The sequence below is a fragment of the Thalassobaculum sp. OXR-137 genome (genome assembly GCF_034377285.1).
GTDB lineage: Bacteria > Pseudomonadota > Alphaproteobacteria > Thalassobaculales > Thalassobaculaceae > Thalassobaculum.
In genome coordinates this window covers 227921-248288 of sequence record NZ_CP139715.1, presented here as the reverse complement: position 1 = coordinate 248288, position 20368 = coordinate 227921, and the positions used below count along the sequence as shown (strand labels likewise).

20 protein-coding genes are annotated in these 20368 nt (G+C 67.0%); 11 read left to right on the top strand and 9 right to left on the bottom strand.

Annotated elements, in window-relative coordinates; genetic code table 11:
- Nucleotides 1-37: 37 nt before the first annotated feature.
- Nucleotides 38-1219: a winged helix-turn-helix domain-containing protein gene (locus T8K17_RS01160; protein WP_322332703.1), complete on the bottom strand. Its 1182-nt coding sequence runs from the start codon at nt 1217-1219 to the stop codon at nt 38-40.
- Between the two features lie 56 nt (nt 1220-1275).
- Between T8K17_RS01160 and T8K17_RS01155 the strand changes: the two genes are divergently transcribed.
- The 7 genes from T8K17_RS01155 (at nt 1276) to T8K17_RS01125 (ending at nt 8684) form a co-directional block, all read left to right on the top strand.
- The gene (locus T8K17_RS01155; RefSeq protein ID WP_322332702.1) at nt 1276-1686 is read left to right on the top strand and encodes a VOC family protein; all 411 of its coding nucleotides are present in this window, start codon (nt 1276-1278) and stop codon (nt 1684-1686) included.
- Nucleotides 1687-1698: 12 nt separating this feature from the next.
- Nucleotides 1699-2469 carry a class II aldolase/adducin family protein gene (locus tag T8K17_RS01150; protein ID WP_322332701.1) on the top strand — a complete coding sequence of 257 codons (771 nt, stop codon included), beginning with the start codon at nt 1699-1701 and terminating at the stop codon, nt 2467-2469.
- A 38-nt stretch (nt 2470-2507) separates the two neighbouring features.
- On the top strand, nt 2508-3395 hold the full coding sequence (locus tag T8K17_RS01145; RefSeq protein ID WP_322332700.1) for an NAD(P)-dependent oxidoreductase: 888 nt from the start codon (nt 2508-2510) through the stop codon (nt 3393-3395).
- A 140-nt stretch (nt 3396-3535) separates the two neighbouring features.
- Nucleotides 3536-4981, top strand: a complete 1446-nt coding sequence (locus T8K17_RS01140; protein WP_322332699.1) for an adenylate/guanylate cyclase domain-containing protein — start codon at nt 3536-3538, stop codon at nt 4979-4981.
- Nucleotides 4982-5067: 86 nt separating this feature from the next.
- Nucleotides 5068-5619: a hypothetical protein gene (locus tag T8K17_RS01135; RefSeq protein ID WP_322332698.1), complete on the top strand. Its 552-nt coding sequence runs from the start codon at nt 5068-5070 to the stop codon at nt 5617-5619.
- Nucleotides 5616-6203, top strand: a complete 588-nt coding sequence (locus T8K17_RS01130; protein WP_322332697.1) for a hypothetical protein — start codon at nt 5616-5618, stop codon at nt 6201-6203. Before T8K17_RS01135 ends, T8K17_RS01130 begins: the two co-directional genes overlap by 4 nt.
- 117 nt (nt 6204-6320) lie before the next feature.
- On the top strand, nt 6321-8684 hold the full coding sequence (locus T8K17_RS01125; protein WP_322332696.1) for a molybdopterin-containing oxidoreductase family protein: 2364 nt from the start codon (nt 6321-6323) through the stop codon (nt 8682-8684).
- 111 nt (nt 8685-8795) lie between these two features.
- On the opposite strand, the gene T8K17_RS01120 is transcribed toward T8K17_RS01125, so the two are convergent.
- Together T8K17_RS01120 and T8K17_RS01115 are read right to left on the bottom strand one after the other, a co-directional pair.
- A complete protein-coding gene (locus T8K17_RS01120) occupies nt 8796-9623 on the bottom strand; it encodes a TauD/TfdA dioxygenase family protein (protein WP_322332695.1) in 828 nt (275 codons plus the stop codon).
- Complete coding sequence (locus tag T8K17_RS01115) at nt 9620-10369, bottom strand: SDR family NAD(P)-dependent oxidoreductase (RefSeq protein WP_322332694.1); 750 nt, start codon at nt 10367-10369, stop codon at nt 9620-9622. The genes T8K17_RS01120 and T8K17_RS01115 overlap by 4 nt, the downstream gene beginning before the upstream one ends.
- Before the next feature lie 163 nt (nt 10370-10532).
- On the opposite strand from T8K17_RS01115, the gene T8K17_RS01110 reads away from it, so the two are divergent.
- Nucleotides 10533-11231: a DUF599 domain-containing protein gene (locus tag T8K17_RS01110; protein ID WP_322332693.1), complete on the top strand. Its 699-nt coding sequence runs from the start codon at nt 10533-10535 to the stop codon at nt 11229-11231.
- A 4-nt stretch (nt 11232-11235) separates the two neighbouring features.
- Here the strand turns inward: T8K17_RS01110 and T8K17_RS01105 are convergent, their stop codons facing one another.
- Both T8K17_RS01105 and T8K17_RS01100 read right to left on the bottom strand, forming a co-directional pair.
- Nucleotides 11236-11823: a GNAT family N-acetyltransferase gene (locus T8K17_RS01105; RefSeq protein ID WP_322332692.1), complete on the bottom strand. Its 588-nt coding sequence runs from the start codon at nt 11821-11823 to the stop codon at nt 11236-11238.
- A gap of 10 nt (nt 11824-11833) precedes the next feature.
- Complete coding sequence (locus T8K17_RS01100) at nt 11834-12790, bottom strand: homocysteine S-methyltransferase family protein (protein ID WP_322332691.1); 957 nt, start codon at nt 12788-12790, stop codon at nt 11834-11836.
- A 142-nt stretch (nt 12791-12932) separates the two neighbouring features.
- Between T8K17_RS01100 and T8K17_RS01095 the strand changes: the two genes are divergently transcribed.
- Both T8K17_RS01095 and T8K17_RS01090 read left to right on the top strand, forming a co-directional pair.
- Entirely contained in the window at nt 12933-13547 is a 615-nt protein-coding gene (locus T8K17_RS01095) for a TetR/AcrR family transcriptional regulator (RefSeq protein ID WP_322332690.1), read from the top strand.
- Nucleotides 13548-13639: 92 nt separating this feature from the next.
- Nucleotides 13640-14029 (top strand): group III truncated hemoglobin, encoded by a 390-nt coding sequence (locus T8K17_RS01090; RefSeq protein ID WP_322332689.1) that lies wholly within the window; start codon nt 13640-13642, stop codon nt 14027-14029.
- A 17-nt stretch (nt 14030-14046) separates the two neighbouring features.
- On the opposite strand, the gene goxB is transcribed toward T8K17_RS01090, so the two are convergent.
- The 4 genes from goxB to T8K17_RS01070 all read right to left on the bottom strand — a co-directional run bounded on the left by goxB (nt 14047) and on the right by T8K17_RS01070 (nt 19404).
- Nucleotides 14047-15144 carry a glycine oxidase maturase GoxB gene (gene goxB / locus T8K17_RS01085; RefSeq protein WP_322332688.1) on the bottom strand — a complete coding sequence of 366 codons (1098 nt, stop codon included), beginning with the start codon at nt 15142-15144 and terminating at the stop codon, nt 14047-14049.
- A gap of 7 nt (nt 15145-15151) precedes the next feature.
- Nucleotides 15152-17224 (bottom strand): CTQ-dependent glycine oxidase GoxA, encoded by a 2073-nt coding sequence (goxA, locus tag T8K17_RS01080; protein ID WP_322332687.1) that lies wholly within the window; start codon nt 17222-17224, stop codon nt 15152-15154.
- 117 nt (nt 17225-17341) lie between these two features.
- Nucleotides 17342-18493, bottom strand: a complete 1152-nt coding sequence (locus T8K17_RS01075) for an epoxide hydrolase (RefSeq protein ID WP_322332686.1) — start codon at nt 18491-18493, stop codon at nt 17342-17344.
- Nucleotides 18494-18504: 11 nt separating this feature from the next.
- Nucleotides 18505-19404, bottom strand: a complete 900-nt coding sequence (locus tag T8K17_RS01070) for a DMT family transporter (protein ID WP_322332685.1) — start codon at nt 19402-19404, stop codon at nt 18505-18507.
- Nucleotides 19405-19504: 100 nt separating this feature from the next.
- On the opposite strand from T8K17_RS01070, the gene T8K17_RS01065 reads away from it, so the two are divergent.
- The gene (locus tag T8K17_RS01065) at nt 19505-20362 is read left to right on the top strand and encodes a TauD/TfdA dioxygenase family protein (RefSeq protein WP_322332684.1); all 858 of its coding nucleotides are present in this window, start codon (nt 19505-19507) and stop codon (nt 20360-20362) included.
- Nucleotides 20363-20368 lie beyond the last annotated feature (6 nt).

Sequence of the window (20368 nt, the reverse complement as noted above, 5' to 3'; positions counted from 1 at the left end):
CGAAACAAGTTCGGGATGACGGGAAGAGGTGGCGGCGCTAACGCACCACCCGCTCCATCCCCGTGAACACCCGCCAGCGCTCGATCTCGGCGTCGATCTTGGCGTCGCGGGCCTTCGAGGCGCGTACCCCTGGCTCCATCCACATCCCCCGCACTTCCAGCTCGCCGCGGGCCCGGTGGGTCTTCAGCTCGATCCGGCCGATCAGGCGGTCGCGCTCCAGCATCGGCAGCACGTAGTAGCCGTAGACCCGCTTGGCCGCCGGCACGAAGGCCTCGAAGCGGTAGTCGAAGCCGAAGATCCGCTGGGTGCGCTCGCGCTCGCGGATCATCGGGTCGAAGGGCGACAGGAAGCGTACCCGGGCCAGCGGCTCGGGCGCCTGCGCCGCCAGCTCCAGCACGTCCGGCCGCGCCCAGACCAGCCGGGTGCTGCCGTCGGCCTGCTCGATCTCGATCCGGCGCAGGGTATGGTCGCCGGCACTCTCGCACCAGGCCTGGGCCTCGGCCGGGGAGATCGAGTCGAAGAACCGGGCGACCTCGCCATGGGTGGCGACGGCGAGCCGCGAGATCGCCTCGCGCCCGGCCCAGTCGACGAAGGACGCATGGTCCGGCTCCGGGTCGTGATGCTCGGCGGGGATCACCCGATGCGATAGGTCGTAGACCTTGGCGAAGCCTTTGCGGCCGGCCACCGCGAACTCGCCGGAGCGCCAGAGGTATTCCAGCGCGGTCTTCGACGGTGTCCAGCCCCACCAGGCGCCGCGCTCCTCGGTGTCGTCTGGCGTGACGTCGCGCGAGGTCACCTGGCCCTCGGCCGCCACCCGCCGCCGCATCTCGTCCAACACCTCGTCGCGCCGTCCGGCGAAGCGCTGGTCCCAGTGCGGGGCCTTGTCCATCCGCGCCTTGTAGCGGGCGAAGCGCGGCTTCCAGTACGGGTAGAACCGGGTCGGGATGATGGAGGCGTCGTGGGTCCAGTGCTCGAACAGCGAGCGGCGCTTCTCCAGCAGGTGCTTGAGGTGGGACTTCCTGTAGCCGTTGGCCCGGGTGAACAGGATGTGGTGGTGCGCCTGTTCCAGGGTGGAGATGGTGTCGACCTGCACGAAGCCGAGCCGGTCGATCAGCGCGTCCAGCCCGTCGCGGGTCAGCACCCCGCCAGGCGACTCGGACAGCGCGTGCTGGTGCAGGAACAGCCGGCGAAGCTCGGCATTGGACAGACGGTCGGTCATGGCGTCTCGCTGGGCCCTGGGTCTATGCTGGCGAAAAAGCCGAAAGGGAGGTCCCCATGCCAATCGGAAGACTCGATCATGTCAATCTCCGCACCACCGACGTCCCGCGCCTGGTGGACTTTTACGAGCGCGTGCTCGGCCTGAAGCAGGGAAAGCGGCCCGATTTCGGCTTCGGCGGCGCCTGGATGTATTCCGGCGAGGACGCCGTGGTGCACATCGTGGAGACCGGCGGCACCGCCGACTACCGCGGCGACCAGCAGCTCGAGCATTTCGCGATGCGGGCCACCGGGCTGGAGGAGTTCCTCGCCCATCTGCGCTCCCTCAACATTGCATACAAGTGTGGGGTTCTGCCCGGCGACGGCTTCGGCCACACTCAGGTGAACATCTTCGATGCCGACGGGAATCACATCCATATCGACTTCCCGCCGCAGGAGAATGCCGACATCACCGAGTTCAAAGGGACCTGAAGGAGGCGACCCGTGACCATCACCTCGATGCCCCGCACCACCCGCTGGTCGGACGAAGAGCGCCAGACCCGCGAGGACCTTGCCGCCGTCTACCGGATCTTCGCCGCCAAGCAGATGGACGACCTGATCTACACCCACATCTCCGCGCGGGTGCCGGGCGACGAGGAGCACTTCCTGATCAACCCGTTCGGGCTGATGTACGAGGAGGTGACCGCCTCGAACCTGGTGAAGATCGACCTGCACGGCAACATCGTCGAGGACAGCCCGTACCCGATCAACTACGCCGGCTTCATCATCCATGGTGCCGTGCACGAGGCGGTGCCGGGCGCCCATTGCGTCATCCATCTGCATACCGACAGCGGCGTGGCGGTCTCCTGCCAGCGCGAGGGGCTGATCGACGCCTCCCAGTTCGGCATGTTCCTGCCCGGCGGCATCGCCTATCACGACTATGAGGGCCTGGCGTTCGACGACGCCGAGAAGCCGCGGCTGGTCGATGACCTGGGTGCCTGCAAGGCGATGATCCTGCGCAACCACGGGACCCTGACCATCGGCGAGACCGTCGCCGAGGCGTTCTTCCACATGTACAACCTGGAGCGCGCCTGCCGGGTGCAGGTGCTGGCCCAGGCCGGCGGCCAGGCCGAAGTCCTGCCCATCCCGCCCGAGATCGTCGCCCATACCCGCGCCCAGAAGCCGGAAGGCGCCCGCCTCGCCGGGATCGGCAAGCTCGAGCTGGCCGCCTGGAAGCGCAAGCTGGACCGCATGGGCAGCGACTACCGCAACTGAATTCCTCCATCCCACGACACTCTGAAGGGAACTAGAGAATGACCAATCCGATCGGCTTCATCGGTCTCGGCAATGCCGGGGCGTCGGTCTGCAAGGCGCTCCTGGACAAGGGCCAGACCGTGATCGGTTTCGACCTCAGCCCGGAGCGCCGCAAGGCCGCCGCCGAGATCGGCGTGACCCTGGCCGAGAGCGCCGCCGACGTGGCGTCCAAGGCCGACCGGATCATCCTCTCCCTGCCCAAGCCCGAAGCGTCCATCGCCGTCGTGGACGAGATCCTCGGCGCCGGCCATCGGCCGTCCATCATAATCGAGACCAGCACGGTGACCCCGGCCACCGCCATCGCCTGCCACAAGCGCTGCCAGCCCGAGGGCGTGGGCTTCGTCGACGCCGCCATCGCCGGCGGCGTGGCCAGCATGGCCTCGGCCAAGATCACCTTCTTCTTGGGCGGCTCGCCGGAGGAGATCGCGCTGGCCCGTCCGGTGCTCGATCTGCTGGCCGAGCGGATCTTCGAGCTCGGCCCGATCGGCGCCGGCATGGGCACCAAGGTGGTGAACAACGGCGTCATGCACGCGGTCATGGTCGTGCTGATCGAGGCCTTCGCCATGTCGACCAAGCTCGGCGTGCCGGTGCAGACCATGGTCGACATCCTGAACCGGGAGGAGGGGCTGCTGCGGCCGCTGGTCCACCGGGTGCAGGAGCGCATGGCCGACGGCAACTACAAAGGCGGCATGTCGGTCTCCAACGCGCGCAAGGATTCGGTGCTCGCCCTGGAGACGGCGCAGAATCTGGGCGTGCCGCTGTTCGCCACGCTGGCGTCCCACACGCCGTACGAGATCGCCGAGGCCAAGGGCATGGGCGACCTCGACTACGCCGCCCTGGCCACCCTGTGGGAGGACTGGGCGACGGTCTCCTTCCAGAAGAAGTGAGGCCGCTGGCACTCCATCCGGAATCGCTATACTGAAACAATTGAAATGGTGTTGGGTATGCGCGTGAAACGCTGACCGCATATCTGTCCCGCCGTTCCGAGAGGTTCGGCGGGATTCGGTCCGGATGGGAGAGAGCCGGCATGGCTCAGGTCGTCGCATACGAGATCGAGATCCAGACGGACGGCACGTGGCGCACGCTGCAGTCCTACGATCCGAGCGAACTCGGCGAGGCCAAGTCCGAGGTCCAGCGTCTTCAGCGCAACCCTCCGGGCAGCGGCCTCAAGCTGGTTGAGGAAACGCTCGGGGAAGACGGCATGTTCAAGCGCCGGACGCTGATGTTCAAACGATTCGACGAGGGCACGCCGCCGCCCGCCGCGTTGCGTGCGCCCGCCAGCTCCCGCGACCCCAAGGGTGGAGCCAGCGTCCGGGCACGGGCCGCGCCGGTGCGTCCGGCCAAGGCCGGCAAGACGGCCGGGCGGCCTCAGCGCATGGGATTCGGCGGCTCGCTTGCCGATCTCCTATCCTTTCTCTTCGTGCCGCTGCGCAGCCGCCGGTCGGCCGGCGACGGTGACATCGCCAAGGAGGATATCGCCAGGATCGCCCCGCCGGAGATCACCGGCCCGACCCGCAAGCGCGGACAGGTGCCGATCTTCGAGGACGAGCAGGAGCTGTCGCTGGACGAGGTGATCGTCGCCGACGCCACCTACCGCCAGTTCCGCGCCTTCTTCGAGGCGCTGCGCGAGGGCGGCGCGCTGGAGGCGGCCAAGCGCGATCTGGAATTCGCCCGCAAGATCAGCCTGTTCGCCATCGGCGTCCTGTTCTCCATCGAGCAGGACATAAACATCTTCTCCGACCGCGGCCGCTCCATCGTCGCCCAGGTGCTGAAGTTCTTCATCGAGAGCACCGACGCCATCGGCCATTTCGTGGAGACCATGGAGCGCTACCTGACCGACAAGGAGGCACCGGCCTCCATCCGCGTCGGCTCGCGCTGCTTCCGGCTGTACCAGAGCGCCGATATCGACGGCATGAAGCAGGCCTTCGCCGAGGCGTTCGGCCTCGCCGAGACCCTGGAGGCCGGGCTCGGCGGCAAGGTGAAGGTCGGCATCCTGTTCACCGACATCGTCGACAGCACCCGGCTCACCAGCGAGATCGGCGACGCCGCCGCCCAGTCGGTCATCGACCACCACGAGAAGCTGGTGCTGGACATGTGCCGGCGCTTCGGCGGCCGCAAGGTCAAGCATCTGGGCGACGGGCTGATGCTCAGCTTCGCCAACAAGGAGCGCATGGTCGCCTGCGCCGCCGCCCTGATCGACAGCATGAAGGGCCTGGCGAACCGCCCCGACGCGCCGGAATACAAGATCCGCTGCGGCGGCCATTTCGGCGAGGCGATCCAGAAGGAGGAGGACTTCTTCGGAACCACCGTCCAGCTCGCCGCCCGGATCTCGGCCCGAGCGGGCGCGAACGAGGCCTGCTTCTCCACCCAGCTGTTCGACCGCGACCTGCCGACCTACGCCCAGTTCGAGGACCGCGGCGCGGTGGAGCTGAAGGGCTTCAGCCAGAAGGTGATGCTGGCAGTTTATGGATGATGGGTCGAACTGTTCGAGAGGTTCACGGGCTGCTTGCATTATGCCACGCATAGAACGTTAAATTTATAAAATTGAGCTCGGTAAGGATGCCGCAGGACGAATTGGAAACTTGGGCCGCTGTTTGTGCCGTCGGGGTCGCCGTACTGGCGTTATTGGTTTCATTTCTTAGTTTTCGAAATTCGAGTGCCGCTTTGCGTTTATCGAAGGCTCAAGATGAACGGAGACGTCCCACGTTAAAAATCTCATATAGGCACGGATATCAGCATGTGGACAATGTTAGAAAAATTCGTGACTACGGTTTTCTTGTTTCTATAGGAAACCCTTCAGATATTGATAATTCCGCAGCACAGATTGAGCTGCATGTTTCTTATTCTCTTCGGTCTGGGGAAGCATTAGTAGCTAAATTCCCCTGCTTATCTGAAAGGGGGGACGTATTTCCATCCTTAGATGAATTCAAACAGCTATCGAGTTCGGAACAAATCGGCGCACATTTGACGGTATCGGGATGGTGTTTATTTCGTGTTGCTCAAGACGCAATCGCAGATTTTCCTATAAACGGATACAAATTAGTGGTGATAGATACCCATGGAAATGAAACTTTCCTAGAGGCTGGATTTGTTAAGGAGTTGGAGGGATGAAAAATTTTTTTTGGCGCCCCTCAATTAAACGCAAATGTGACAAGGAAGTTGAACCGCTTACAATTGTGTCTGATGCCGGTGTTGTTTCTTCGGGAATAGCTGAGGGGCGCCTAATTTCACACCTAATAGTAGACACTACTAATCGAGCAGATATTGAAGAGTTAATTCGCCTGCATGAGCATGTTCCGCCTGGTGATGTGGATGTGCAGTGGGGTCAAGTGAGTGAATATCCGGACAGCGTTGTACTAATACTTTGGTTTAAGCGACCAATTCAAGTGGCGGCACTGTTAAAATTCGATATCTTAGAGCAGGGAATAATTGTTGAGCAGATTCTAATTTCTAACTTGTTCTGCCTTCAAGCTGGGCGCCCCGGAGATCGAATAAAATCCACCTTAGGTGCCCCTAGTATTTATATTGAAGTGCATGATACTGGATTTCGTCCGGTCTGGGATAAAAAATTTTTTAAATACATTTCCAAAGAAATGAAGAGAAGAGGATTCAATAGGCAACAGGCTAAGCGTGCTGCGAAAGATGTAATTGAGGAAATCAGATCATTTGGTCGATTGCGTGCTCCTGGTCGCTAACAAATTTCATACCTCCGAGGCCGACCCACGGTTCAGAACGGTTCGACTTGGACCAATTGTGCTCTAGGCTGAAGACCCTAGCCGCGAGGCGGCTTTTCTATTCTATTGCGAGGCTGCGTGTCCGTCACCACTCCGTCCCCCGCCACCCGCACCCCCGCCTTCTGCACCCAGTGCCGCTCCCGCTGCGGCTGCGTCGCCGTGGTGGAGGATGGAAAACTCACCGGCATCGACCCGCTGCCGGGCCATCCCAGCGGCGAGAAGCTCTGCCCCAAGGGGCGGGCGGCCCCGGAGCTGGTCTATCATCCCGACCGGCTGACCCGGCCGCTGCGCCGCACGGCGCCGAAGGGGGCCGCCGATCCGGGCTGGGAGCCGATCTCCTGGGACGAGGCCCTGGACGAGATCGCCGGGCGCATGGCGACGATCGCGCGCGAGGCCGGGCCGGAGCAGACCGTCTTCTCCGTCACCACGCCGAGCGGCACCCATATCTCCGACTCGATCTCCTGGATCGAGCGGCTGATCCGCGCCTATGGCAGCCCGAACACCATCTACGGCACCGAGATCTGCAACTGGCACAAGGACTTCGCCAGCCGCTTCACCTACGGCAGCGATATCGGCACGCCGGACTTCGCCAACACCGACTGCGTGGTCCTGTGGGGCACCAATCCGGCCGCCACCTGGCTGGCGCGCTCGGTGGAGATCCAGAAGGCGGTGAAGCGCGGCGCCAAGGTCATCGTGGTCGATCCCCGGCCCATCGGCTTCGCCCGCCGGGCCGACCGGTGGCTCGCCGTGCGTCCCGGCACCGACCAGGCCCTGGCCCTCGGCCTCGCCAACATGCTGATCGCCGGAGAGCGGTTCGACCGTGACTTCGTGACCCGCTGGACCAACGGGCCGATGCTGGTGCGGCAGGATACCGGCCGGCTCCTGCGGGAGAACGAGGTGGTCGCCGGCGGCCGGCCCGACGTGGTCTATGTCGTGGCGGAGAAGGGCGGGCTGCTGCGCTACGACACGGCGCAGGGAAGCTGGCTCGACGACGGCGCGCCGGCGCTGCGTGCGGTGTGGGACGTGGACACCCTGCTCGGCCCGGTGGCCTGCGCCAGCGCCTTCGACATCTACGCGGGGGTGGCGGCGCAGTGGCCGGCGACCCGGGTGGCCGAGGTGACCGGGGTGCCGGTCGAGGCCCAGCGCGAGGCCGCCAACCTGCTGGCCGAGGCCTCCTCGGTCGCCTATTACGCCTGGAACGGGGTCGGCCAGAGTCCGACCGCGACCCAGACCGACCGGGCGATCTCGCTGCTCTACACGCTGACCGGCAGTTACGGGAAGGCCGGGGGCAACGTGCCCGGCGGCGCCGCGTCCTTCGCCGACATTTCCGGCGGCGACCTGATGGCGTCGGCGCAGAAGGCCAAGGCGCTCGGCCTGCGGGAACGGCCGATCGGGCCGGGGCTGAACGGCTGGGTGACGGCCCGCGACGTCTGGCGGGCGGTGCTGGCCGGCGATCCCTACCCGGTGCGGATGCTGGTCTCCTTCGGCACCAACCTGCTGGTCTCCCAGCCCGACGCGGACGTGGCGGCGCACGCGCTGGCCGCGCTCGACTTCCACGTCCATGTGGATTTCTTCGAGAACGCCACGGCCCGGCATGCCGACATCCTGCTGCCCGCCGCCACGTCGTGGGAGCGTGAGGGCCTGCGCACCGGCTTCGATGCCAGCCTGGCCGGGATGCGCCAGGTGCAGCTCCGCCCGGCGGTGATCGCGCCGGTGGGCGAAGCGCGCTCGGATACCGATATCGTGCTCGCCCTGGCCGAGCGGCTGGGGTTGTCGGGCGCGTTCTTCGACGGCGATGCGGATGCCGGCCACGACCATGTGCTGGCGGGGGCCGGCCTGTCGGTGGAGCGGCTTCGGGCATCGCCGGAAGGGGTGACGGTGGCGGGCGAGGTGCCGCTGGAGGCCCATGCGCGGGCCGGCGCCGACGGCGTGCCGCGCGGCTTCCCGACGCCGACCCGGCGGATCGAGATCTACAGGGAGCGGCTGCACGACCACGGCCAGCCCGGCGTGCCGGCCTTCGATCCGGCGGTGCTGCCGGTGGAGGCTGCGGCCTATCCGCTGCGGCTCGGCTCGGCCAAGACGGTGGCCTACTGCCACAGCCAGCACCGCAACATCCCCTCCCTGCGCCGGCTGATGCCGGACCCGATCGTGGAGATGGCGGCCGAAGATGCCGAGGCCCGCGGTCTCGGCCAGGGCGACTGGGCGGTGGTGAAGACCGCGCGGGGCCGGGCGGTGGCGCGGGTGTCCATCATCCGCGACCTGGAGCCGGGCGGCGTGTTCGGCCAGCACGGTTGGTGGGTCGACGGCCCGGACGGCAGCCCCTACGACCGCGACCATCGGCTGGCGGCGAACATCAACGCGACGATCGACACGGCGGTGTCCGACCCGGTCAGCGGCTCGATCCCCCTGCGCTGCTCCCGCTGCGAGGTGGAGCGGTTGTAACCATCCAATTCCGTCATCCCGAACTCGTTTCGGGACCTCGCTGGCCCGGCCTTGAGGTCCCGAAACAAGTTCGGGATGACATGTTTTTGTAACGCCGACACCCGATCCGCGTTACGCCACCTTGTCGCCCTTGAGCGTGATCCGGTGCATTTCCCGGCGGTGGCCGTGGTAGTCGTTCACCGGCAGATGCATGGCCGCCCGGTTGTCCCACATCACCAGGGTGCCCTCGCGCCAGCGCACCCGGCACTGGAACTCCTCGCGCACCTGGTGCTGGTGCAGCCAGCCGAGCAGCGGCGCGCTCTCCTCCTCGGTGAAGCCGTCGAACCGCACCGTATGGCCGACATTGAGGTACAGCGCCTTCTTGCCGGTCTCCGGATGGGTGCGCACCACCGGATGGCAGGAGGTGAACTCCTTCTTAGCGTCGTCGCCCTTCACCCGGTCCTCGCGGGTCTTGGTCGCGTTCGCCTTGGCCGAGCTGTTGATCGTGCGCAGCGGCGCCAGCATCGCCTTCATGCCGTCCGACAGCGCCTCGTAGGCGGCGACCTGGGAGGCGAAGAGGGTGTCGCCGCCGACCGGCGGGATCTCGCGCGCCAGCAGCATGGTCGCCATCGGTGGCGTCTCCATGTAGGTCGTGTCGCTATGCCAGAGCCCGCCGAAATTGTTGCGCTCCTCCGGTTCCTTGATGATCGGGGTGATCATCGGGAAGCCCTCGATCCCGTTCAGCAGCGGGTAGATGGCCGGCTCGCCGATCCGCTCGGCGAAGCGCACCTGCTGCTCCGGCGTCAGCTTCTGGTCGCGGATCACCAGCACGTGGCGGTCGTTGAACGCCTGGCGCAGGGCGGCGGTGGTGTCGTCGTCCAGCGCGTTGAGGTCGAGCCCGGTGATCTCCAGCCCGATATGCGGCGAGATCGGCTCGTTCTCGAAAGGCAGGTTGCTCATGTCAGGAACGCTCCTCCGTTCACATGGATGGTCTGGCCGGTGATGAACCGGCCGTGGGGTCCGACCAGATGGCGGACCATGGCGGCGATCTCTTCCACGCGGCCCTTGCGGCCCGCCGGCACGCCGGCGGCGCGCATGCTGCTGGGCATCTGCCCGGCAGCGGCCCCGCGCACGGTGTCGATGGCACCGGGGGCGATGGAATTGGCGGTGATGCCGTGCGGTCCGAGTTCGACCGCCAGCGCCCGCATCAGCCCTTCCAGCCCGGCCTTGGAGGCGGAGACGTGGCAGCGCTCCGGCGTGCCCACATGGGTCGACACGCCGGACAGGCCGACGATGGCACCGCCCTGCCGGCCGATCATATGCGGCACACAGGCGCGGGCGAGGATGAAGGCGCCGTCCAGAGCGACCGACAGGATCTCGCGCCACTCGACCAGGCCCATCTCCAGGAACGGGGTCTGGCGGCGCAGGCCAGCATTGCTGACGACGATGTCGATGCCGCCGAACGCACCGACCGTCCGCTCGACCATGGCGGTGACGGCGGTCTCGTCGGACACGTCGGCGAGATGGCCAAAGGCGCGGCCGCCCAGGGCCCGGATCTCCTGCGCCACCGCGTCGACGGCGGCCTGATCGCCGCGTCCGTTGACCACGACCGCCGCCCCGTCGCGGGCGAGCGTCAGCGCGATCTCGCGGCCGATATTCTTGCCCGCGCCGGTGATGACGGCGATCTTCCCGTCCAGCGATCCCATGCCTTCCTCCCGGCCGATCCTGTGGTCCCCTCGGGGGAGCCGTTTGTCGGCAAACCGTAAGCGTCTCGCGCGCCGAGGCACAGGGTGAAAGCGACAGGGGTCGGCGGGTGCGGCTGCATTCGCAAGCGGCGGCGCGGCGGAAAATCTGCTATCGCAAGCGGTGATGAACACGCTGATGCAGATCCTCTCCCCGTTCGACGTCCTGGCCCTGGTCGTCTTCGTCTCCGCATGGCTCGGCTACGAGATGTTCGGCGAGCGCGCGGCCGAGCGCGGCGCGAACCTGTCCGGATTGATGCAGGGCTGGCGTGGGGACTGGACGGAGGCGGCGGTGCACCGGGACAACCGGATCATCGATATCCAGATCCTGCGCTCGCTGGCCGGCAATTCCGCCTTCCTCGCCTCGACCTCGATCTTCGTGATCGGCGGCCTGGCGGCGATGATCGGCGGCAGCGAGCATGCGGTCGCCGTGCTGAACGGCTTCGACTATCTGCTGGAAACCACGCGGGACCGGTTCGGCCTGATGGTCGGCGCGCTGATCGTGGTCTTCATCAACGCCTTCTTCCGGCTCGCCTGGTCGCTGCGGCTGCACAACAACGCCGCGGTCGTGCTCGGCTCGATCCCGCAGCCGGGGGCGGCGGACGATCCCGAGGTCGCCCGGGCCCGAGCCCGGGTGGTGGCCCGGATCGCGACCCTGGCGGCCCGGCACTACAATGGCGGGATGCACGCCTATTATTTCGGGCTCGCCGCCTGCGCCTGGTTTCTGCACCCGGTCGCATTGATCGCCGCCTCCCTGTGGGTGGTGGCGATCCTGTACCGCCGGGAGTTCCGCTCGCGGGCGCACCGGGCGCTGTCGCGCACTTAACCTCTCAGGCGAGCGGCTTCACCAGAAGCTGCCAGTGGGTGCCGGGGTTCTTCCACGCGCTCTCGCCCATCCGGCGCTCCGCGTCGAACACGAAGCCGAAGCGCTCGTAGACCCGGCGCGCCCCGGCATTGGCGCTGGAGACGATGATCGACATCCGGGTGCAGCCGCAGTCGCGGGCCTGGCGTTCTGCCTCGACCAGCAGCCGGCTGCCGATCCCCTGGCCGCGCCGGTCGGGCATCACCGCCAGCACGTTCACGTACCAGCTTCCCGGCACCCGGTTCTCCAGTTCCTGCAGGGGCACGAACAGGGGCGGCATGTCCGAGCCGATCGGCTGGGCGGCGCCGATCGGGTAGCCGATCAGCCCGCCCTGGACGGTCCCGGCCAAGGTCGCGAGCGTGGCGTTGACATGGGAGAAGGCGCCGTCGCCCCGGCGCGCCCGGCGCAGGCCGACGTCGCGCGGGCTCTCGCCCGGCTCGGCCATCCCGCGCCAGATATGGGTGACCAGACCCTCGCTCGCCATCTCGACGATCTCGACCAGGGCCCGGGCGTCGTCGGAGGTGGCCGGCCGGAGCGTCAGGTCGAGATAGCTCATCCCGTCCATCTCAGGCCGCCCGGACATGGGAGGTGCACTGGCCGCAGATCTGCTCCACGTGCCGATGGTCGGTGCCGCAGCAGCCGCCGAACACGTTGGCGGCGGGCAGCAGCTTCCGCAGCCGGGCATAGTCGCGGCCGAGCTGTTCCGGATCGCCGGCGTCCAGGTCGGTGCAGTTGTCCAGCTCCGCATGGCTGCGGGTCGAGGCATTGGCCCGGACGCCGCGGATGCGGTTCACCCAGTCGCCGCCCTTCACCAGTTCCGCCTCGAAATGGGTCGGGTGGGCGCAGTTGATCATGTAGTAGGCGGCGGTCCCGCCGGTCGCCGCGTCGGTTTCCTCGATGGCTTCGCGCAGGGGCTGGCCGGTGGGAAGACGCCCGTCGGTCTCCAGGGTGAAGGAGATGACGCTGGGCATCGCCCGCTTGGCGGCCGCCCGCGCGATGCCGATCGCCTCCGGCGTGTTGGTGATCGTCATGGCGGTGACCAGGTCCGCCTCGGTGTCGCCGAACAGGGCGATCTGGGAGGCGTGATAGGCCTCGGCCTCCTGCGCCGTCATCACCTCGCCCGGATCGTAGCCGTCGCCGCGCGGGCCCATATTGCCGGACACCACGACCGGCGTGGCGGGCGTCTCCCATCGGTCGCGCAGGGCGGCCAGGTCGGCGATGGCGATCTGGTTCAGGCGCAGGTGCTCGGCCTCGGAATAGCCGAGCTTGCGGGTCCAGTCGCGGCTGGCGCGCCAGGTGACGCTCTCCAGAATGAAACCGCAGCCGTTGGCCCGGGCGATCTCGAGATACTGTTCGGAATAGCGCTTCAGCCGCTCGCGGCCGCCCTCGCGGCGCAGAAGGTCGATGGCGGCGAAATGCGGCAGGTCGATGCCGTCGATGAAGACGAGGGTGGTTTCGAGACCGCCGTCGGTCAGGAAGGGCCCGCCGTCGAGCTGCGGCAGGCGTGTGCGATAGCGTGCCATGGTTGGCCTCCTCCGGTTGTGGGAGGCGCGAAAATCCCCGGAAGGATTGGTTAACGCTAGTAAACCTGCGGTACGGAAATCGAACTGAAACAATTGCCCTCTACCTCGGAGGCGGAACCGTACGTGCAGGAGGAAATCGAAAATGCGCAGAGGAGAGCAGACACGGGAGAAGATTCTGGACATCGCCGAGGACGCGGTGCTGGCCAAGGGCTTCGGCGCGACCTCGATCGAGGAGGTGATCGCTGCCGTTGGCATCACCAAGAGCGGCTTCTTCTATCACTTCCGGGACAAGAACGAGCTGGCGCGCGCCATGCTGATCCGCTTCCTGAAGCGGGACGACGCGGTGCTGGACGACCTGTTCGCGGCGGAGGAGGGCGAGGACCCGCTGGCCGCCTTTCTGGACGGGCTCGACCGCTTCGCCGCCATCATGGGCGAGATGGAGCAGGGGCATCCGGGTTGTCTGGTCGCCACCTACTGCTACAACGAGGTCCTGTTCGACCGCGAAGTGCGCGAGCTGAACCGGATGGGCGTGCTGGCCTGGCGCGACCGGTTCCGGCGGATCTTCGATGCGATCCATGCCCGCTATCCGGCGAACGACGTGGTGGATATCGACGCGCTCGCCGACATGGTGTCGTCGGTGACCGAGGGCGGCATCGTGATGGCCAAGGCGTTGAAACAGCCGGGCGTACTGGCCGAGCAGATCCGGCTGCTGCGCTCCTATGTGAAGCTGCTCTACACGCCCCGTCTCGCCGCGTGACGCGGGGGCGTGCCCTCTAACCTGTTCAAGATAGAGCAAATTCACACGATCAGATGTTTCCATCTGATCGTGATTTGCTCTAGCGTGCCGGCATGAACACTGAAGCAAATCCGCCCCTGGAACCGCCCTTCGCCCGGGTCAGCGAGGACGACATCTCGCTCGTCGTGGAGACCTTCTACAGCCGTGCCCGGGAGGACGAAGTGCTCGGCCCGGTCTTCATGCGCAACGTGGAGGACTGGCCGGCGCATTTCGAGCGGCTGAAGGCGTTCTGGTCGTCGGTGCTGAACCTGACCGGCCGCTATGACGGCATGCCGATGCGAGTGCATGCGGGGATCGGCGAGCTGACGGCGGCGCATTTCGACCGCTGGCTCGCCCTGTTCGCCGAGACCCTGGCCGACACGGTCGACCCTCGGGCCGCCCAGGAGTTCCTGATCCGCGCCCGCAACATGGCCGACGCCCACAAGCGGTTCCTGTTCCGGTAGCGGGGCGCCGCCCCCGTTTACCCCGCGCCGTGACGGCGTTGCCAGAACGGCGCATCGGCGAACCGGCGCTCCAGGGCATACATGCTGCGCCGCTGGGCGAGGAAGCCAGCCACCCCGTCCAGGACCGACCGGGCATAGGCCTCCAGCGCGGTGTCGTCGCCCTGCAGGGCCGCCGACAGCACGCCGCCGCTCCGCGCTCCCGCCCAGAGCGCGGTCGTCAGCCCATGGGAGGAGAGTGGATCGAAGGCCGCGGCGCAGTCGCCCACGCCCATCCACGGTGCGTCCCCGACTCGGCCGGCGGGCGGGACGAGCCATGTGGTGCCGGCGCTCGACAGCTGCGGCGCGGCCTCGACGGCGAAGCCCGCATCCTCGATCCACCGGCCGATATGCCGGGTCTCGCCGATCAGCCGGGTCCAGGCATCCAGGCCGCGGGTCGGACTTTCGCCCAGCAGGTCCGGGTCGGTGAAATAGGCGACCGACAGGCTTCCGTCCGGACGCAGCGCCGCGTACCACCAGCCGGTCTCCACCGCCTCGATCAGCACCGCCCGGGTCGGCTCGACGGTGTCGTCGCGATGCGGCAGGAAGGCATGGGCGGCCATGAGCTGGTCGGCCCGGTGGCGCTCGGCGTGGTGGCGGGCGATCGCGGCGCTCCGGCCCGAGGCGTCCACCACCGCCTCGGCGGTCACCGTCTGTCCGCCCTCCAGGGTCAGGTGCCAGACGCCCTGCGCTGCCTGGGCCTCGCTCAGCCTGGCGGCGATCATCCGGCCGGCGGCCGTCTCCGCGTGGTGCCGCAGGTCCGCCTCGAACCGGGCGCGGTCGAGAACCAGGCCTGGCCCCTCCAGATGCAGGATCGCGTTGCGGTCGACGAGCTGGTCGCTGCCCCAGGCGGACAGGGTGGTGTGGGACGGGCGGTGGCCGGCCGATGCCATCGCCTCGGCGAGGCCGAGACGCTCGATGATCGGATTGGCCGCCGGGGCGAGGGTTTCGCCGACCGGATCGTGTCCGGCTTCGGGCGGGGGGGCGATCCAGACCACGTCCAGCCCGGCCTGGGCGAGCGAGAGCACCGCGGCCGGTCCGGCGATGCCCGCCCCTATGACGGCAACGGTCCTTGCCATGGCCGCCTCAGTTCGGGAGCTGCCCGTCCGTCGGACGCCACTTGAAGCGGAACTCCATGGTGTCGCCGCGCTGCACCTCGGCATAGACCTCGCGCGGGATGCCCAGCTCGCGGGCGACCTCCTCCGGGACCTCGCGCTTGACCACGAAGCCCATACGCTCCCAGAGCTGGATCATGTCGGTGATGCCGTCCCAGTAGCTGGCATTGGCGTGGTAGCCGATACCGGCCACCCCGCGTTTCCAGTCCGCGCGCCGGTTGAAGTATTTGACCCGCTGCTCGCGGCCGAGCTTCCGACCGTCCCGGGTCTCGCCCTTGATCACCTGGTCTTCCAGGAAGGCCACGGGGAGAACGTCGATCGGCAGCAGGGCGGGCCACCACACGGCCGTGGGGAAGTCGCTCTGCATCAGCACCTGCTGGCAACTGAACGCGTCGCACTGCCAGGGCAGCCCCATCCAGCGGGTCAGGTCGCCCGGCATGCAGGGGCCGACGGCCGGGGCGATCCCCTTGTCCGGGTCGCCGACCAGGGTGAGTTCCGGGGTCAGCAGTGCGCCCACATCCTGCAGCAGGGTCGGCCGGTCGCCCAGGGCCACCCGGAACGGTTCCGACAGCGGCTTGTCCGCCTGAGGATGGGCGCGGGCGTACAGGTTCTTGTGCCGCAGGTAGTAGGTCAGTTCCACCCCCGGGTGGAAGGCGCCGCCGCTGAGCGGCATCAGGGCCGCCTGGGTCAGAGCCAGGGGCTGCTGGTCCAGCGGGATCTCGTCGAAATCGGTGATGCCCTTCTCGTCCGGCTTCCAGTCGTCGATGTAGTTGCCGTCCTTCCAGTCGACCAGGAACTGGTACTGGAGGTGAACCATCTGGAACCACTGATAGGGGCTGCCGTCGTAATTGATGCCGTCGCCCAGCATGTACGGCACCTTGAGCTGCTGCTCGGTGAAATACTCGGCGGCCGTGTTGCCGGAGAATTCGAAGGGCGGGCGGATCTGGGCGAAGGCCTGGGCGCGGAGCTCCGTGTTGACGGGTTTCGACAGCCGGTCGATCAAGGCCGGATCGGCGAAGTCGACATACTCGCCCATCCAGGCTTCGCGCAGATTGGCGGCGTCGGTCAGCCACTGCATCTGGCCCAGGCGCTGGAGCGTCGGATAGATGTCCTTGGTGAAGGACGGCTTGGCCGGCCGGGACTGCCAGCCGATGCGCACGTTCATGTCGTAGATCACGTCGTACATCGTCGAGACCGGCGCGATCTCCGGCGCGAAGTTCGGACCGACGCAGGCGACCCAGGCGGCGTCGGCGTTGGTGTCCAGGTCCGCCTCGGTCGGCAGGGCGTCGGACAGGGTGACCGTCGCCGTGACCGGGCCGTCGCACCAGTCGTCATGCCAGCCGTTATTGTCGGCAAAGCTGGTGATGCCGGCGCCGGTCGGACTCTTGGAGACGCCGTCCGGCGGCACCACCAGCAGATGTCCGGCGCTGTCGGTCTGCAGATGGCCCAGGCCCACCGGCTCGGTGCCCCAGAAGGTGCCGCCCATGGCGAAGGCTTCGTCGGACCCGCCGAGATTGGTGTCGGTCCCCGAGATCGTCGTCGGTTTGCCGTCGATCACCAGATTCTCGAGGCGCTGCTCCGTGCGGGTGAAATACTGGTTGCGCCGCTGCCCGGGCAGGCCGGGGGCGAGGTCGCCATTGTCCATCGGGTTGTTGAAGCCGTACCAGGCCGCCTTTGTATTGGCGACGTGGACGGTCCACTGGATGGCGCCGTCGGCGGCGGTGATCTCCTTGATCACGCGGCCGTCCTTGTCGAAGGCGTAGATGCGGAAGCGCTGGGCCTGCTTCTTGATCTTCTCCGTGCCGTCCTTGAACTGGCCGTCCGCCGGTTTCGGCGGCAGGCCTGGGACCTCCGGCGCGTGGAACCACATTTTGCTCCCACCGACCCGGCAGATGCCGATGGCCGGATAGATGCCGAGCCGCGCGATCTTCGCGCCGGCCGGGGCGATCCCGGGACCGGTGCCCTGGGCCACCGCCGCGCGTGCCATCAGCGGGCTGGACAGCGCCATCGCACCGGCACCCGCCAGGAAATCGCGCCGTTTCATGCCTGTTTTTGGTGCTTTTCCGTTGCCCATGACCGCTCCTCCCGAACTGGAGCGCTCAGCGTATCAGGTTAGGCATTCACACTCAAAAATTGATTTTCCTATTTCGCCTCGAGGGCTCTATCCGGCGTCTGCCATGGCACGGATCTCGGTCGCCAGCGCAGTCGGATTCTCCAAGGCGGCGAAATGCCCTCCTTTTTGTAAGGATTCCCAGCGCCGGATGTCCGTGTAGACCCGTGCCGCCGCCGACCGGGGCGGGCGCAGAATCTCCCGCGGTGATTGCAGATAGCCCATCGGCACGGTGATCTGGCCACCGAGCGGGATCGGCCACGGACTGTGGGCGCGGGCGTAGTACGGCCAGAAGGACGACCCGACCGCGCCGGTGAACCAGTAGAGCGAGATGTCGGCCAGCATCCGGTCGCGGCTGACGGCGTTCTCGATCCGCCCGTCGTTATCGGTCCAGACATGGAACTTCTCGGCGATCCAGGCGGCGAGCCCGGCGGGGCTGTCGACCAGGGCCGACGCCAGGGTCTGCGGCCGGGTGCCCTGTATCACCTGATAGCCGGTCTCCTCGCGCAGGAAGACGGCCAGCTCCTCCAGGTATGTTGCTTCTTCCGGGCTCGGGTTCTCGGCCACGGCGGCATCCCGGCGCAAAGGCAGGAAGTTGAGGTGCAGGGCACGCACCCGGTCGGGATGGTCGAAGGCGATGCGCGAGCCGACGAAGGCGCCCCAGTCGCCGCCCTGGACCATGTAGCGGTCGATGCTCAACACCTCTCCCATCAGCTTGGCCAGGGTCGCGGCCATCTCCTCGCAGGAGAACCGCTTCTGATCCGGCCGGAAGGACAGGGTGAATCCGGGCAGGGACGGAGCGATGACGGTGAAGGAGGGCGCGTCGGGGGCGCCGTGAGCGGCCGGGTCGGTCAGCAGCGGGATCAGCTCCAGGAACTCAAAGACCGAGCCCGGCCAGCCGTGCAGCAGCAGCAGCGGGATCGGGTCCGGCCCCGAACCCTCGACCTTCAGGTAATGCAGCGGAATGCCGTCCAACTCGACCTGGAACTGGGGAAAAGCGTTGAGCGCGGACTCCTCCTGGCGCCAGTCGAAGCTGTCGCGCCAATAGGCCACCAGCTCGCGCAGGTAGTCCGGGTCGGTGCCGTAGGCCCAGGCCTCGCCCGGCGTGCGGTCGGGGAAGCGGGTGCGGCCGAGCCGCTCCCGCAGGTCGTCGAGATCGGCCTGAGGGATGGCGAGAGTGAAGGGGGCGGGGGTGGCGGTCATCTCACTCTCCGTCAGCGCTTGAACCGTTCGGCGATGGCGATGCCGCCGAGCACGAGGACAAGGGCCAGCGCGTGGTACAGGTGGAACGCTTCGTTCAGGATCGCGACGCTCAGCACGGCGGCGAAGATCGGCACCAGATTGACGAACACGCCGGCCCGGCCGGGCCCGACCTGGTCGACGGCGAGCAGGAACGAGATCTGCGCCAGGAACGAGGGGAAGATCACCACGAAGGCGACGATCCCCCAGCCCTTGGCCGTCGGCGCCTGGAGATCGCCGACCAGATACTCGTAGCCGGCGCCGGGGATGGATGTCAGAAAGGCGGCCGTCGCCAGCCCTGCGAACATGGTCATCCCCGACAGCGGCGGACGCTTGCGCAGGGAGACGGTGTAGCCGGCATAGAGCACGCAGGCGACGACGATCAGCACGTCGCCGAAGTTGAGCTCCAGTGCCGCCAGCCGCCCGAAATCCCCCTTCGACGCCACCAGAGCCACGCCGATCATAGTGATCGCCACCCCGAGGATCTGCACCCCACGCACCGGCGTCCGGTAGGCCGCGAAGGCGCCGAGCAGCACAAAGATCGGGATCGCGCCCTGCAGAATCCCGATATTGACCGCCTGGGTGTGCTTGGCCGCGACGTACATCAGGGTGTTGAACACGCAGAAGCCGAGCGCGCCCATCAGGAAGATCTTCAGCCAGTGCCGGCGCAACACCGGCCATTCGGCGGCCACCCTCCCGCGGGCGAAGATTGCCAGAAGGATGACCACGCCGAGCCAGCGCAGCAGGGTGAGCAGCATGGGCGACAGTTCGCCCACCGACATCTTGGCGGCGACCGCGTTCGCTCCCCAGGACAGGGTCGTCAGGACCAGCAGCAGATAGGCGTTGGCGGCCTTTTTGGGGAGGGCTTCGGACACAGGGGCTCCGCGAATTTGGTGGGGTGACGCCGGGCGTCGGCCCGTGGTGAGATTGTGTACAAGGCCGCGAAAACAGACGGTCCTCACGGGAGGAAACGGCATGCAACCGTACGAGACGATAACCGTAAAACCCATCGGCGGCACCATGGGCGCTGAGGTCTCCGGTGTCGACCTGTCCAAGGAACTCGGCAACGAGATCTTCTCCGAGATCCATCGCGCCTTCCTGGAAAACCAGCTTCTCGTCTTCCACGATCAGGACCTGACGATCGAGCAGAACAAGGCCTTCGCCCAGCGCTTCGGGCCGCTGGTGCCCTATCCCTTCGTGAAGGGGCTGGAGGAGCATCCCGAGGTGTTCGAGATCCGCAAGGAGCCGGACGAGGAGAAGAATTTCGGCGGCGCCTGGCACACCGACATGTCCTTCGACGAGCGGCCGCCGATCGCCACCATGCTCTACGCCCACGAGGTCCCCTCGCGCGGCGGCGACACGGTGCTGGCCAACCTGTACCGCGCCTACGAGACCCTGAGCCCGACCATGCGCGCCTTCGTCGACGGGCTGACGGGCGTCTATAGCGGCGATCTGAAGGGCCGGCGCGGCGGCCGAGCGGCGCTGATGAACAGCACCCGTTTCGATGCCACCAATGTGGAGAACGCGCCGAAGATGGAGAGCGAGCACCCGCTGGTCCGCACCCACGCGGAAACAGGCCGCAAGGCGCTCTACATCTCGGGCAGCCACCTCTACCGGATCAAGGAACTGAGCGACAAGGAGAGCGACGCCCTGGTCGCCTTCCTGAAGGCCCATGCCGGGACCCTGGATTTCACCGCCCGCGCCTCCTACCGCAAGGGGACCCTGGTGATCTGGGACAACCGCTGCACCCAGCACATGGCGCTGAACGACTATCCGGGCGAACGCCGGGTGATGCACCGCCTCACCATCGGCGGCGGCGACCGGCCGCACTGACAACCG

Excerpts from the sequence above, each read along its gene's own strand:
- T8K17_RS01160 (WP_322332703.1), bottom strand. The coding sequence starts at position 1,219 with ATGACCGACCGTCTGTCCAATGCCGAGCTTCGCCGGCTGTTCCTGCAC.
- T8K17_RS01155 (WP_322332702.1), top strand. The coding sequence starts at position 1,276 with ATGCCAATCGGAAGACTCGATCATGTCAATCTCCGCACCACCGACGTC.
- T8K17_RS01145 (WP_322332700.1), top strand. The coding sequence starts at position 2,508 with ATGACCAATCCGATCGGCTTCATCGGTCTCGGCAATGCCGGGGCGTCG.
- T8K17_RS01140 (WP_322332699.1), top strand. The coding sequence starts at position 3,536 with ATGGCTCAGGTCGTCGCATACGAGATCGAGATCCAGACGGACGGCACG.
- T8K17_RS01135 (WP_322332698.1), top strand. The coding sequence starts at position 5,068 with ATGCCGCAGGACGAATTGGAAACTTGGGCCGCTGTTTGTGCCGTCGGG.
- T8K17_RS01130 (WP_322332697.1), top strand. The coding sequence starts at position 5,616 with ATGAAAAATTTTTTTTGGCGCCCCTCAATTAAACGCAAATGTGACAAG.
- T8K17_RS01120 (WP_322332695.1), bottom strand. The coding sequence starts at position 9,623 with ATGAGCAACCTGCCTTTCGAGAACGAGCCGATCTCGCCGCATATCGGG.
- T8K17_RS01115 (WP_322332694.1), bottom strand. The coding sequence starts at position 10,369 with ATGGGATCGCTGGACGGGAAGATCGCCGTCATCACCGGCGCGGGCAAG.
- T8K17_RS01110 (WP_322332693.1), top strand. The coding sequence starts at position 10,533 with ATGAACACGCTGATGCAGATCCTCTCCCCGTTCGACGTCCTGGCCCTG.
- T8K17_RS01105 (WP_322332692.1), bottom strand. The coding sequence starts at position 11,823 with ATGAGCTATCTCGACCTGACGCTCCGGCCGGCCACCTCCGACGACGCC.
- T8K17_RS01100 (WP_322332691.1), bottom strand. The coding sequence starts at position 12,790 with ATGGCACGCTATCGCACACGCCTGCCGCAGCTCGACGGCGGGCCCTTC.
- T8K17_RS01095 (WP_322332690.1), top strand. The coding sequence starts at position 12,933 with ATGCGCAGAGGAGAGCAGACACGGGAGAAGATTCTGGACATCGCCGAG.
- T8K17_RS01090 (WP_322332689.1), top strand. The coding sequence starts at position 13,640 with ATGAACACTGAAGCAAATCCGCCCCTGGAACCGCCCTTCGCCCGGGTC.
- goxB (WP_322332688.1), bottom strand. The coding sequence starts at position 15,144 with ATGGCAAGGACCGTTGCCGTCATAGGGGCGGGCATCGCCGGACCGGCC.
- goxA (WP_322332687.1), bottom strand. The coding sequence starts at position 17,224 with ATGAAACGGCGCGATTTCCTGGCGGGTGCCGGTGCGATGGCGCTGTCC.
- T8K17_RS01075 (WP_322332686.1), bottom strand. The coding sequence starts at position 18,493 with ATGACCGCCACCCCCGCCCCCTTCACTCTCGCCATCCCTCAGGCCGAT.
- T8K17_RS01065 (WP_322332684.1), top strand. The coding sequence starts at position 19,505 with ATGCAACCGTACGAGACGATAACCGTAAAACCCATCGGCGGCACCATG.